Below are 12,465 nucleotides of genomic sequence, written 5' to 3'. Positions count from 1 at the left end.
GCGATCTTCGATATTGTCTTTTGGCCCAGATTCAGTATGACGAACGCCATGCTGCGACGCAGCATGACGTTCTACTCTAATGATTTGAGGGAAATATGCGCATCACGATGATTGGATCAGGCTATGTCGGCCTCGTTTCAGGCGTTTGCTTTGCGGATTTCGGCCACGACGTCATCTGCGTCGACAAGGATCTGAGTAAGATCGAGGCTCTTCGCGAGGGCCGCATTCCGATCTACGAGCCGGGTCTCGATCAACTGGTTGCCGAAAACACCAGCACCGGCCGCCTGTCGTTTTCGACGGATGTCGGCGAAAGCGTTCGTGGCGCCGACGTTGTGTTCATCGCGGTCGGAACGCCGTCTCGTCGCGGCGACGGCCATGCCGATCTCTCCTACGTCTACGCGGCTGCGCGCGAGATTGCCACCTATGTGGAAGGCTTCACAGTCATCGTCACCAAGTCGACGGTGCCGGTCGGCACTGGAGACGAGGTCGAGCGCATCGTGCGGGAAACCAATCCTTCGGCTGACGTCGCCGTCGTCTCCAATCCCGAATTCCTGCGTGAAGGCGCGGCGATCGAGGATTTCAAGCGTCCTGATCGGATCGTCGTCGGACTGAACGACGACCGGGCACGCGAGACCATGACCGAAGTCTATCGTCCGCTTTACCTCAACCAGGCTCCCCTGGTCTTCACGAGCCGCCGCACCTCCGAGCTCATCAAATATGCGGCTAACGCCTTCCTGGCCATGAAGATCACCTTCATCAACGAGATCGCCGATCTCTGCGAAAGGGTCGACGCAAACGTCCAGGACGTTTCGCGCGGCATCGGCCTTGACGGCCGTATCGGCTCCAAGTTCCTGCATGCCGGTCCGGGTTACGGCGGTTCGTGCTTCCCCAAGGATACGCTTGCCCTTGCCAAGACGGCGCAGGATTACGACGCACCGGTCCGTCTGATCGAAACGACGATCTCGATCAACGACAACCGCAAGCGGGCAATGGGCCGCAAGGTCATTTCGGCGGTCGGCGGAGACATTCGCGGCAAGAAAGTCGCCATCCTCGGACTGACCTTCAAACCGAATACCGACGACATGCGCGACAGCCCGGCCATCGCCATCATTCAGACGCTGCAGGACGCCGGCGCCCAGGTCGTCGGCTATGATCCAGAGGGTATGGACAATGCCCGCAAGGTCATCGAGAACATCGAATATGCGAACGGCCCTTACGAAGCCGCGGCCGACGCCGATGCCATCGTCATCGTCACCGAATGGAACCAGTTCCGCGCACTCGATTTCAATCGCCTGAAGCAGTCGATGCGCGCTCCGGTCCTGGTCGATCTGCGCAACATCTATCGCAGCGACGAAATCCGCAAACACGGCTTTACCTATACCGGTATCGGCACCAATCTTTACCAGGACGCCTGACGGAGCCTGGCAGCCATGTGAACCTTCTGACGCCGCGGCACAATCCCGCGGCGTTTGTTTTTGGAGCGTGCGCCACGCTCTCTTCGCCGAGCGCATCGGCACGAAGATCAGAAATGACTCTTGGAAAAATACGATGCGCAAATCCAGAGTGCGGAGAGCGCGTCCTTCGTCTGAAAAGTCGCACGGCGCGCTAAAGCAGCCCTACCCTCGTCCCCTTGATCGTCAGTACGGTCAGCCGGCCCGTCGCCGACACCGCGGTGTCGATGCCGATGCGTTGCGGACCGAATGTCGGGGCTCGCCCCGGAGTATGTCCGTGGATCACGAGGACAGGAAGCTGCGGTCCTTCGTCGAGGAAGGGCTGCCGGATCCACATCAGGTCGTTGTCTTTTTGTTTCTCGAGATCGATGCCGGGTCTGACGCCCGCATGCACAAAAACCACCCTGCCTAGGCGCACCATGATCGGCAGCGATTCCAGGAACTGGATATGCCGCTCGGGTATCATATTGCGAATGACGCGGGTGATCGTTTCATTTCCCGCCGCCGACTGCAGGAGATGCTCGATATCGATGCCGTATGAGTGCAGCGTCTCCGTCCCGGCGAAACCCAGCCATTCGAGAATACCAGCCGGTTTGCGATAGAGCTTCACCAGTTCAGCATCGTGATTGCCGCAAAGAACCAGGCGCTGAAATCCTGGCGGCGGGTTCTTGCTCAGGAACTCCAGAACCGCGCTCGAATCGGGTCCACGATCGACATAATCGCCGAGCATGACGATGAGTTTCGGCCCCTGAATGCGTGCTGCATCCTCCTCGATGCGGCGATGCACCTCGACGAGCTCGTTGTAACATCCGTGAACATCGCTCATGGCGTAGACCGCAGCGAAGTCGCCTTCGGCAAAGCTCAACCGAGCGCGCTTCTTACGATTGCCGGCCAGTATCGGTATCTGTTGTCGCCACCGTCCTAGATAATTAGACATGTAACCCATTTATGAGACCCGACCGATTGGCGGGTTGATCGATTTCCCATCCATCGCTGCAATGGCACGCAACTCAGTGTTCATAAGAAGTTGGCCTGATCGCGGCGTTGACAATGTAGCCGCAACTTATTGCCACATTCAAAACGACCTGATCTTTCGCCGCTTGCTGAATCGCCTTCACCAGCCTCGTCTGGGGTCGCGACAGAACGCTGCGCGTCCAACACATCAAACAATGCGGATTGTCCATCCCTGTAGCTCCCAAGTGAAAGCGCAAGGGTCTCCTGCGTGAATCCTGGGTGCGAAGCGAGGCAAGCTCGCCAACGATAGATAAACGGCTGCCACGGACAACGGCGTTTCTGTGCTTATGTTTTCGTAGAGAAGATATCACCATCAATATCAAGTTGTATTTTAGTACATGATGATTAATCGCCGGTTAATCTTCTGTCTACTGGATCGATTCTTTCATATTCGGCTGTGCCACCCAAAGTCTCCAGACCGGGGAGAACTCGAAACCGACGGCTTTCCACAGGCGAGGCCTCCGGAAAAGCTGCATAAATCAACTACAGCGAGAGGCATCCGGAAAAAATGAACGTTAAAGCAGATCACGCTTGACGACCCTGCGACGCCGCTTAAAGATGGTGCGCCGCGAGCGTGAATGACGATTATTGATCAGGAATCTGAGATCCAAAACTGCGGGGTGCAAAGTGGAAACTGCGGTTGATTCGAAACTTATCGAGGCGATCAGCTACGACGAAGACAGCCGGCATCTACGGGTCTATCTGACCAACGGCCAGAGACGAGAATATGAAGGTGTCCCCAAAGGCGTCGTCGTCGGTTTGACGATGGCAGAATCGCCGGGGAATTTTTACATGAAGGCAATAAGGGGCAAATATCCTCATCGCCCCTGAGCATGTCGCGCAAAACTGTGCTGCGGTTTTGCAGCAACGCCATGCGTAATCAGCGACCTAAAGCGCAAGGAGCGAATCGAAGATCGCGACGCGCTTCAAATAATTGGTCGATCAGCGACGATGCGGGGCCGGCATTCGCCGGCCCCGTTCGCAGTCTTGGCCACTGTGGCAAAGGTCAATAGCCGCCGAGGAAGTCGCTAACCGCATTGATCTCCGATGGCGCGATCTCGTGCCCACCGGCATGCCAGACCGTCCTGACTTCCGCGCCCCGGCCCTCCAGGTGCGCAGACAGCGCCTGGGTCACCGCGGCCGGAGCGATGGGATCCCGCTGCCCGGCTGTCACCAGAACCTTTCTTCCGGTGAGCGTCGAGCGAGCCTGGGGCTGAAACGGAATGAGCGGATGCATCAAAACCGCCGCATCGAAGATGCCTTTTTCGATCAGCACGTTAGCAAGAATATTCGCCCCATTCGAAAAACCCAGGCCGAGAATGTGGGAAGCCCGATATTCGTCGGCAAACGCCTTGACATAGGCCGCCATCTTCTCCGTCGCGCGTGAAAGGTCGGACATGTCGTAGACCCCTTCGCCGGTGCGGCGAAAGAACCGCGCCGCGCCGTATTCGGAAACATCGCCACGCGGCGAAAGAATCGTTGCTTCGGGCAACAGCCGTCGGCCGAAGTCGAAGAACTGGTTTTCGTCGCCGCCGGTGCCGTGCAGCACGAGCAGAATAGGTTTGTCAGGTGCACCGGCACGCAGCCGGTGCACATATCCGGTTTCGGTCATCTCGCCCTCCCTACGCTTCGAGCGGCTGCAGATGCTGCTCGAGCAAGGCACGAAGATGAGCGTGCTGCTGCGGCAGCTTCAGCGCTTCGCCGAGATGAGCCGTGTCTTCGTCACGGTCGAAGCCGGGCTCATTGGTCGCGACCTCGAACAAAACACCGCCCGGCGTGCGGAAATAGATCGCCCAGAAATAATCACGGTCGATCACAGGCGTCACCTGATAGCCCGTATCCATCAGGGCCTTGCGCACTTCGAGCTGCTTTTCGCGATTCTCGACGGCAAAGGCGACATGGTGGACGGAGCCGGCGCCGGGAAGCGCGCGGGCAATGTTCGGCATCGTCTCAAGGTCGATGAGGTGCGCGCCGTTGCCGTCAGACTTGATCAGCCGCTTGATGCCGTCCCGCTCCTCAGCCACTTGATAACCCATGAACTTCAAGAGTTCGGCCGTCGCGCCCTCGTCTCTCAGCCGCATAGCGACGGAGTGGAAGCCGCGAATGGCGTGGTCTTCGCTGATGCCGCCATGCGTCCAGGGCTGGCGGGCATCATCCTTGACCTCGACAAGCGCGAAGCCGTCACCGTCCGGGCCGGAGAAGTTCAGGCGCTTTTCGCCGAAGCTTTCCTCAGCCTTCAGACCGCCGAGACCAAGCGTGGCGAAGTGGTCGCTCCAGAAGCCGAGCGAGCCTTGCGGGACAGAAAATACCGTCGTGCCGACTTCCCCGGTCCCGGGCCGGCCCTGCGCCATCTTCGGGAACGGGAAATAGGTCATGATCGTGCCGGGCGCACCGGTCTCATCACCATAGTAGAGATGGTAGACATCAGGCGCATCGAAATTGACAGTCTTCTTGACGCGCCGCAGGCCGAGCGCATGGGTGAAAAACTGATTGTTGGTGCGGGCGTCCTCCGCCATCGACGTGACGTGGTGCAGACCCTTGATCTGATCGAGCATGTGAGACCCCTTTCTTGCCCGCAGTCCGCGGGCTTTTGATGGATCATAAATGCGCCTCAGCCGGCCTCCGGAATAGACCCAGAGACCAAAACGCATTGTCTATTATTAGTGAACGAAGATCGAGCCGCGTTCACATCAGGCGCCGTAAGGATCTGCCGGCAATTGCCAGTCGATCGGCGCCCGTCCGCGGGACTGAAGGAAGGCATTCGCCTTGGAAAAATGTTTGCAGCCAAAGAAGCCGTTATGGGCCGAAAGCGGCGAGGGATGCGGCGCCTTGAGCACCAGATGCCGCGTGGTATCGACAAATGCGGCCTTGCGCTGGGCATAGGAGCCCCAGAGCATGAAGACGACAGATTCGCATTCGTCATTGACTTTGCCGATAATGGCATCGGTGAAGCGCTCCCACCCCTTGCCCTGATGGGCGGCCGCTTGCCCTTCCTCGACCGTCAGCACGCTGTTCAGCAGGAGCACGCCCTGCTTTGCCCAATGTTCGAGAAAACCATGGCGCGCTGGCGCTATGCCGAGATCCGTCTCCATCTCCTTATAGATATTGACGAGGGAGGGCGGTATGCGCACGCCGGGTCGGACGCTGAAGCATAGTCCATGAGCCTGCCCAAGCCCGTGATATGGATCCTGTCCGAGGATGACGGCCTTGACGTTGACAATCGGCGTCAGATCAAGAGCGCGGAAATATTCGCTGCCCTTCGGGAAGATCCGCTTGCCCACTCGTTTCTGCGCGACGAGAAAGGATTTGAGTTGTTGCATATAGGGGCTTGAAAACTCCCCCGCCAGCGCGGCCTTCCAGCCCTCATCGAGACTGACGGATGTATCGCTCATCAGGAACCCTTCAGCATAGGACGAAACAATGGACACACGGTTCTAACAAAATCGATCTACGCTGCAATGCCTGTCGGCAATGGGTCTACGTCTTTAGGATCGGCGGGAGAAGACTGCGAGAGGCTGTCCGAGGCATCGTCGTTCGTGTTTAACTATATGACGGCTTCGGTATTTACGCCGGCAGGCGGCCTGAGTAGAACCTTGATTGTAAACTGGAGGCACCTCTTCAAATGAAATTCGGCACGAGCGGCCTTCGCGGACTTTCAGTGGATCTCAAGGGTCGTGCCTCGGCTCTCTACGCGATGGCGTTCGGCAAATATCTGCTGAAAAGCGGCAAGGCACAGACCGGCGACGTCATTTTGATCGGCCGCGACTTTCGCGATTCCAGCCCTGAAATCTCGGGCAATTGCGCTGGCGCGCTTGCCGCGCTCGGCTTCCGCATTTTCGACTGCGGCAATGTCCCGACGCCAGCCCTTGCTCTTTATGGTCTTGAAAGCAAGGCCGCATGCCTGATGATAACCGGCTCTCATATTCCGGCGGACCGCAACGGCATCAAGTTCTACCGTCCGGACGGCGAGATCGACAAATCGGACGAGGCTGCGATTACCGCCTTGGCCGCCGAAATCGAGAAAAGCGGCGAAGCGGTCATGCAGGCGCCAGCGGCGATGGAAGATCGTGAGGCGATCTGTCAACAGCTCTTTTTCGAACGCAATACGGCCCTGCTTCCGCAAGGCGCGCTGTCCGGCCTGAAGATCGGCGTCTACCAGCACAGCACCGTAGCCCGTGATCTCCTGGTCGACGTTCTTGCCCATTATGGCGCTGAGGTCACCGTTCTCGGGCGTTCGGAAAGCTTCATTCCGGTCGATACAGAAGCCGTTTCCGAGGAGACTATCACGCTGATGAAGCGCTGGGTCTCCGATCACAGCTTCGATACAATCGTCTCGACGGATGGCGATGGCGACCGCCCGCTGGTCGCCGACGAAACCGGCACGCCACTGCGCGGCGATCTTCTCGGCCTGGTGGCAGCCAATTTCCTTGGAGCCGGCACGGTGGTGACACCGGTGACCTCCAATTCCGGCATCGAGGCAGCAGGCTCCTTTACCGTCACGCGCACCCGCGTCGGCTCGCCCTTCGTCATAACAGGCATGGAAGAAGCCGTCGCCGCTGGGCGAGATCACGTAATGGGCTTCGAGGCCAATGGCGGGCTGCTGACCGCAACCCCCTTCGTTATTAACGGCAGAGCCGTGCGCGCCCTGCCGACACGCGATTGCTTCGTCCCGATGCTGGCGATCCTGTCGCTCGCCGCCAAACGCCGGCAGCCGCTCTCTGTTATCGCTGCCTCCTATCGCCTGCCCTTTGCCGCCGCCGACCGCCTGGAGAATTTCGCGATCGAGACCAGTGCGGCGCTGATGGGATATCTGCGCGCCTCGGATGAAAATCTCTCCGCTTTCCTGCTGCCGATCGGCGAGGTGGCGGCGAAATCCGACATAGACGGCCTTCGAGTGACGCTCGGAGATGGCGGGATCATCCATTTCCGCCCGTCCGGCAACGCGCCGGAAATGCGCTGCTACGTCGAGGCCGGAAGCGAAACTGCAGCTCTGGCCCTGCTGCAGGCAGGGCTCAATCGAATTAGAGACTGGGCAGGCGCCCGACAATCATGCGACGAAAACGTATTTCAAGGAACCCGCCTATGACGCAGAAAATCGTTCCCGTGATCATGGCCGGCGGTAAAGGCACCCGGCTCTGGCCGCTTTCCCGTGCCACCGCGCCGAAACAATTCATTCAGTTCGTCGGCAACAAGACGCTGTTCCAGGACACCCTCGAACGTGTTTCCGATCCCGCGCTCTATGAAGCCCCGATCGTTGTCACCAACGAGGAATTCCGCTTCCTGGTCGCCGAGCAGGCCCGCGCGCTTGCCATTCCGCTCGCCGCCGTGCTGCTCGAGCCCGTTGCCCGCAACACCGCCGCAGCGGTGGCCGCCGCCGCGACGCTCGCCGCCGAGCTCTTCGGCAAGGACACGATCATCCAGATGCTCGCTTCGGATCACGAGATCCTTGCCGACAAGAGCTATTTCGATTGCATCCGCATCGCCCGCGATGCGGCCGCTGCTGGCAAGCTCGTCACCTTCGGCATTAACCCCACTGAGCCCGCGACCGGGTACGGCTATATCGAAATCGGCGAAGCGCTCGGAAACGGCGCCCACAAGGTCAGCCGCTTCGTGGAAAAGCCGGCCTTGGACAAGGCCGAGCAGATGCTGGCCGATGGCGGCTTCTATTGGAACTCGGGCATCTTCATGTTCCCGGTGACAGAGCTGATTGCCGAACTTCAGGAATATGCGCCCGACGTACTGAAGGCGGCAGGCAAGGCCGTTTCCAAGGCAAGCCGCGATCTCGACTTTACCCGCCTCGATGCCGATCATTTCGCAAAGAGCCCTGATATCTCCATCGACTATGCGATCATGGAGAAGACCTCGAAGGCCGCCGTCGTCCCCTCGCCCTTCAAGTGGTCCGATATGGGAAGCTGGGATGCGGTCTGGAAATCAGGCGTCCGCGACGACAACGGCAATGTCGCCGCCGCAAACACGACCGTCGTCAACACCCGCAACTCGCTCGTCATGACCCACGGCGTGCACCTTGCCGTCCAGGGCATGGACGATGTCGCCGTCATCGCCAGCGAGGACGCGGTCTATGTCGGTCCGCTCAAGGACAGCCAGAATGTCGGGCAGTTGGTCAAGATGCTGGCCTCCGCTTCCGCCACGGCGAAATTCACCGAAACCCATCCGACGTCCTATCGCCCCTGGGGCGGCTATACCTCGATCTTCAACGGCGACCGATTCCAGGTGAAGCGCATCTTCGTCACGCCGGGCAAGAAGCTTTCGCTGCAAAAACACCACCATCGCTCCGAGCACTGGGTCGTCGTAAAGGGAACGGCCGAGGTGACGATCGGCGACAACGTGCAGATGCTGCGCGAGAACGAAAGCGTCTATATCCCGCTCGGAGAAGTCCACCGTCTCGCCAATCCCGGCAAGATCGTTCTCGAGCTCATCGAGGTTCAGACGGGCTCCTATCTCGGCGAGGACGATATCATCCGCATCGTTGACGAATTCGGAAGAACTTAAGCCAAGTGCCGGAACGACAGGCAGGCCAGATCAGCCCGCCGGCGCTTCCGGCATGACCACCATCCCTGTTGAATTCCCCTCCGGGATTCTCGTAGAATGAATGAGCCGACAGACCTGACAGGAGATGTCCTCTGATGCGTACCCTGCCCGCCCTCGCCGGATTTCTTTCAATCCTGCTGCCGGCAATGGCCTTTGCCCAAACGGCGAACATGCGCGCCGCAAGCGAGGCGGAAATCCGCCAGCATCTGCCCGGCACGTCGGAGCTGAAAGAAAGCAGCAACGGCTATGAATATCGCGAAGGCAGCAAGAATGGCTACAAGATCAACAATGGCGAGGTCTGTGTCCGGTTTCCCGACAAGTCGACCGACTGCGTCAACGTGAAGACTGACGGCAAGAATTTTCAGATGATCGACCGCAAGGGCGGCCGAACCAGATTCTGATTTCAGCCCGGCTTATCTTGCCTGTTTATTGTGCCGGCGCCGTCTCGCCGCTCCTATCGACAATGAATTCGGCGATCAGGCCGGAATGGTTGGAGCCGAGATTGTCGTCGAGGCGTTTCAATGACGTCAGATGAAGCGGCGCGCGCGCGAATATGTGATCGATGGCGATGCCGTATCGATCGGCCGCGATCGGCCATGTCGCCGGTTCGGGCGCCATAGTCTTCAGCTTCTGCTTGCGCAGGAGAGCCTGAATGCTGGGGGCGATCGACGACGAATTGAAATCGCCGGACAGCACCAGCGGACCTGAGATCGCATCAAGCGCTTTGCTGAGATCTCCCAACTCTTCCATCTGGTAATCGTCGTAATAGGGTTTGGTCAGATGGGCCGATACGAGATTGACGGTTTGCCCGCCGAAATCGACGCTCGCTGCGACCAGCCTGTCTTTCCGCAAGCTGCCGATGCTCGCGACCTGGCGGGTCACGAACGGGCGTTTGGACAGCACCAGTGTGTCGCAGCTGTCTTTGCCGTGGTCGCAGCCGATATGATACGGATAGACCTTGAACAATCGCTGCAGATGGAACGTCAGCGGCTTGGCTTCGAGCAGATTGACGACATCGGCGTTCGAAGCGATCACCATATCCGCGACGGCGGTCGAATTTTTCCAGTTATCGATCGCAACGTTGAACGACATCAGACGGAAAAGCGGCGCCGTTCCCGTTCCCCTGTCGTCCTCCGCAAATTCACGTAGCATGATAACGCCGTGCGCCGTGAGGAGCAGCGAGACAAGCAGAAGGGCAACGCCGTAAGCATGTCTTCTGACAGCCAGGATGACGAGGCTGGCGGCGGCGAATGTGAGGCCGAGATGGATCTGAAAACTGTAGATGAAGGAGAGCAGCCAGAAATTCGTGAGATAGCGCAGCGACACGACCGCAATGGCCAGGGTCAGAAACGCAGAGAGAATCCAATAAACTATGTTTCTCATCAATCCCTGGTTCCGCCTGAACAGGATGTCGCCCGAAAACCGCTCAACCTTTTCGGCATCATGCGCGAGACGACCCGTCGCCCATAACATGCAAGCCCCTATGGTGCAATGCAGCATAATGTCCGGAAACGACGACAGCAGAGCCGCGTCAGGTGCTATCTTTCAAAGGCCTATCGACTCGGCCTCTTTTTATCCTGTAAGTGGGTGCCATTTTACGGAACCGGCTTTTGCCGTCGGCAGGGAGCCGAGAAAAGGTGGGAATGCGCTACTTCATTACAGGCACTGCCGGCTTTATCGGTTTTCATCTGGCCAGGCGCCTGTTGCAGGAAGGGCATGAGGTGACGGGTTTCGACGGCCTCACGCCTTATTACAACGTCAAGCTCAAAGAGATGCGTCACGCCGCACTCTCTCAGTTTCCGGCCTTCCGGCCTGTCATATCAATGCTTGAGGACCGGCCGGCGCTGGAGGGGGCAGTCTCCGCGGCCGCGCCTGACATCCTGATCCATCTCGCCGCGCAAGCCGGCGTCCGCTACAGCCTGGAAAATCCCGAAGCCTATATACATTCGAATGTCGAAGGCTCCTGGAATATCATGGAAATCGCCCGGCGGGTTGAAGTTCGCCACCTGATGCTGGCCTCGACATCATCGATCTATGGCGCCAACGCGACCGTCCCCTTCCGCGAGACCGATCGCGCCGACGAGCCGCTGACCATCTATGCGGCGACGAAGAAATCGATGGAATTGATGGCGCACAGCTATGCCCATCTCCACAAGATCCCGACGACGGCCTTCCGTTTCTTCACCGTCTATGGCCCATGGGGCCGGCCCGATATGGCGCTGTTCAAATTCGCCAAGAACATGCTCGAAGGCCAGCCAATCGAGATCTACGGCGAAGGCAATATGAGCCGCGACTTCACCTATATCGACGACCTCATCGAAGCAATCGTCAGGTTGTCGGCAATTGCCCCGAGCGAGGAAAATCGCCTCGGTGACGCTGGGATCGAAACACTTTCGCACCAGGCGCCCTTCCGCGTCGTCAATATCGGCGGCGGTCAGCCCGTCAGCCTGATGGATTTCGTCGAGACGGTGGAAAAAGCGCTCGGCCGCCCTGCCATCCGCAAGATGCTGGCAATGCAGAAGGGCGACGTGCCGCGCACCTTCGCTGCCCCCGATCTTCTCGTGGCACTGACGGGATACAAACCCGACACGACACTGGACGTCGGCGTCAAGGCCTTCGTCGACTGGTATATCGACGTACGTCGAGAACTGGATGCCTGAAGCGGGTTGCTTTAGCGGAGGAACGTGACCGCTTCCACAGCGCCGACCGCCGTCGAGAATACATATTCGATGGCAACGCTCAGGCTCCGCGAATAGGCGTTGAACTGATACCCCCTGGCCTCGACCACAGCTGGGCCGCGCAGAACGAGGGGAGCGCTCGGCCGCACGAAACCGGCGCGTGTCGTCAAGGGAATTTCAGGCGAACGGCCGATGGCGGAAGTGTAGATCAGGTCGCGGGCGAGGCTCGCAGGCCCGATGGCGAAGGCCGGACCGGCCCCCGCGGCAATGCTCAAGGTCAGGGCGATGGCGGCAAGAGTTTTCTGCATGTCGAAGTCCCCGTTTTCGGATCGGCGGGCTTTCGTTTCACCCGGCTCCAAGCGATCGACGCGTCTGTCCACGCTTCGGCCGCCTTCATGAGAACACTCTACAGGTCAGTATTTGCAGGGCTTTTAAGCAGATCGATCAAATTTTACGAAATTCGACTTTCTATACGGAAGGGCTCGAGACAGGCATGAAAACGCCTTGGCCGGCGGCTGGACGGCGGCATCGGCAAAACGTCCATGATTGGACGCTGATCGCAGTCTAGAGAATGCGATCCAGCTTCTTGTTGATATGCAGGTTCGGCATCAATCCCGCACTTTGGGCGGCATGATAGGATTCTCGCGCCGCATCGAACGAGATCGACCACATAATGGCGCTCAACAGCAGCGCGATAATATAGATCTGAATACGCATCGATCTGCCGATACGGAAAGAGCAAGGCAGTTTTGTGTCAGAAAATGAGCGTATAA

At 58.8% G+C, this 12,465-nt stretch carries 13 protein-coding genes; 6 read left to right on the top strand and 7 right to left on the bottom strand.

From position 1 onward, the window contains the following. Window positions 1-95 precede the first annotated feature (95 nt). Window positions 96-1,415 (top strand): UDP-glucose/GDP-mannose dehydrogenase family protein, encoded by a 1,320-nt coding sequence (locus J7U39_RS02715; protein ID WP_210630213.1) that lies wholly within the window; start codon window positions 96-98, stop codon window positions 1,413-1,415. A 190-nt stretch (window positions 1,416-1,605) separates the two neighbouring features. Here the strand turns inward: J7U39_RS02715 and J7U39_RS02710 are convergent, their stop codons facing one another. After that, entirely contained in the window at window positions 1,606-2,397 is a 792-nt protein-coding gene (locus tag J7U39_RS02710; RefSeq protein WP_210630211.1) for a metallophosphoesterase, read from the bottom strand. A gap of 656 nt (window positions 2,398-3,053) precedes the next feature. Between J7U39_RS02710 and J7U39_RS02705 the strand changes: the two genes are divergently transcribed. Continuing rightward, complete coding sequence (locus J7U39_RS02705; RefSeq protein WP_064804427.1) at window positions 3,054-3,296, top strand: KTSC domain-containing protein; 243 nt, start codon at window positions 3,054-3,056, stop codon at window positions 3,294-3,296. 175 nt (window positions 3,297-3,471) lie between these two features. On the opposite strand, the gene J7U39_RS02700 is transcribed toward J7U39_RS02705, so the two are convergent. The 3 genes from J7U39_RS02700 to ung all read right to left on the bottom strand — a co-directional run bounded on the left by J7U39_RS02700 (window position 3,472) and on the right by ung (window position 5,857). Next, on the bottom strand, window positions 3,472-4,077 hold the full coding sequence (locus J7U39_RS02700; protein ID WP_210630209.1) for an alpha/beta hydrolase: 606 nt from the start codon (window positions 4,075-4,077) through the stop codon (window positions 3,472-3,474). Between the two features lie 10 nt (window positions 4,078-4,087). Next, window positions 4,088-5,020 carry a VOC family protein gene (locus tag J7U39_RS02695; protein WP_210630207.1) on the bottom strand — a complete coding sequence of 311 codons (933 nt, stop codon included), beginning with the start codon at window positions 5,018-5,020 and terminating at the stop codon, window positions 4,088-4,090. Window positions 5,021-5,155: 135 nt separating this feature from the next. Beyond that, the gene (ung, locus tag J7U39_RS02690; protein ID WP_210630205.1) at window positions 5,156-5,857 is read right to left on the bottom strand and encodes a uracil-DNA glycosylase; all 702 of its coding nucleotides are present in this window, start codon (window positions 5,855-5,857) and stop codon (window positions 5,156-5,158) included. Between the two features lie 230 nt (window positions 5,858-6,087). On the opposite strand from ung, the gene J7U39_RS02685 reads away from it, so the two are divergent. From J7U39_RS02685 to J7U39_RS02675, 3 genes are all read left to right on the top strand, one after another. After that, window positions 6,088-7,551: a phosphomannomutase gene (locus J7U39_RS02685; RefSeq protein ID WP_210630204.1), complete on the top strand. Its 1,464-nt coding sequence runs from the start codon at window positions 6,088-6,090 to the stop codon at window positions 7,549-7,551. Beyond that, window positions 7,548-8,975: a mannose-1-phosphate guanylyltransferase/mannose-6-phosphate isomerase gene (locus J7U39_RS02680; RefSeq protein WP_020922051.1), complete on the top strand. Its 1,428-nt coding sequence runs from the start codon at window positions 7,548-7,550 to the stop codon at window positions 8,973-8,975. The genes J7U39_RS02685 and J7U39_RS02680 overlap by 4 nt, the downstream gene beginning before the upstream one ends. Before the next feature lie 134 nt (window positions 8,976-9,109). Continuing rightward, window positions 9,110-9,415, top strand: a complete 306-nt coding sequence (locus J7U39_RS02675; RefSeq protein WP_210630202.1) for a hypothetical protein — start codon at window positions 9,110-9,112, stop codon at window positions 9,413-9,415. A gap of 25 nt (window positions 9,416-9,440) precedes the next feature. Here the strand turns inward: J7U39_RS02675 and J7U39_RS02670 are convergent, their stop codons facing one another. After that, window positions 9,441-10,397 (bottom strand): endonuclease/exonuclease/phosphatase family protein, encoded by a 957-nt coding sequence (locus J7U39_RS02670; protein ID WP_210630200.1) that lies wholly within the window; start codon window positions 10,395-10,397, stop codon window positions 9,441-9,443. Window positions 10,398-10,657: 260 nt separating this feature from the next. Here J7U39_RS02670 and J7U39_RS02665 point away from each other — a divergent pair, with 260 nt between their 5' ends. Then, window positions 10,658-11,674: an NAD-dependent epimerase/dehydratase family protein gene (locus tag J7U39_RS02665; RefSeq protein ID WP_210630198.1), complete on the top strand. Its 1,017-nt coding sequence runs from the start codon at window positions 10,658-10,660 to the stop codon at window positions 11,672-11,674. 11 nt (window positions 11,675-11,685) lie between these two features. Here the strand turns inward: J7U39_RS02665 and J7U39_RS02660 are convergent, their stop codons facing one another. Together J7U39_RS02660 and J7U39_RS02655 are read right to left on the bottom strand one after the other, a co-directional pair. Beyond that, window positions 11,686-12,072 carry a hypothetical protein gene (locus J7U39_RS02660; RefSeq protein WP_210630196.1) on the bottom strand — a complete coding sequence of 129 codons (387 nt, stop codon included), beginning with the start codon at window positions 12,070-12,072 and terminating at the stop codon, window positions 11,686-11,688. Between the two features lie 184 nt (window positions 12,073-12,256). Next, entirely contained in the window at window positions 12,257-12,409 is a 153-nt protein-coding gene (locus J7U39_RS02655) for a hypothetical protein (protein WP_009988813.1), read from the bottom strand. Between the last annotated feature and the right edge of the window lie 56 nt (window positions 12,410-12,465).

This window comes from Rhizobium sp. NLR16a (genome assembly GCF_017948245.1).
Taxonomy (GTDB): Bacteria; Pseudomonadota; Alphaproteobacteria; order Rhizobiales; family Rhizobiaceae; genus Rhizobium.
Note: the sequence above shows the minus strand (reverse complement) of the source record. Positions and strands in the feature narration are given on the sequence as shown.

Coding starts and splice junctions, on each gene's coding strand:
- J7U39_RS02715 (WP_210630213.1), top strand. CDS start 96: ATGCGCATCACGATGATTGGATCAGGCTATGTCGGCCTCGTTTCAGGC.
- J7U39_RS02710 (WP_210630211.1), bottom strand. CDS start 2,397: ATGGGTTACATGTCTAATTATCTAGGACGGTGGCGACAACAGATACCG.
- J7U39_RS02700 (WP_210630209.1), bottom strand. CDS start 4,077: ATGACCGAAACCGGATATGTGCACCGGCTGCGTGCCGGTGCACCTGAC.
- J7U39_RS02695 (WP_210630207.1), bottom strand. CDS start 5,020: ATGCTCGATCAGATCAAGGGTCTGCACCACGTCACGTCGATGGCGGAG.
- ung (WP_210630205.1), bottom strand. CDS start 5,857: ATGAGCGATACATCCGTCAGTCTCGATGAGGGCTGGAAGGCCGCGCTG.
- J7U39_RS02685 (WP_210630204.1), top strand. CDS start 6,088: ATGAAATTCGGCACGAGCGGCCTTCGCGGACTTTCAGTGGATCTCAAG.
- J7U39_RS02680 (WP_020922051.1), top strand. CDS start 7,548: ATGACGCAGAAAATCGTTCCCGTGATCATGGCCGGCGGTAAAGGCACC.
- J7U39_RS02675 (WP_210630202.1), top strand. CDS start 9,110: ATGCGTACCCTGCCCGCCCTCGCCGGATTTCTTTCAATCCTGCTGCCG.
- J7U39_RS02670 (WP_210630200.1), bottom strand. CDS start 10,397: ATGAGAAACATAGTTTATTGGATTCTCTCTGCGTTTCTGACCCTGGCC.
- J7U39_RS02665 (WP_210630198.1), top strand. CDS start 10,658: ATGCGCTACTTCATTACAGGCACTGCCGGCTTTATCGGTTTTCATCTG.
- J7U39_RS02655 (WP_009988813.1), bottom strand. CDS start 12,409: ATGCGTATTCAGATCTATATTATCGCGCTGCTGTTGAGCGCCATTATG.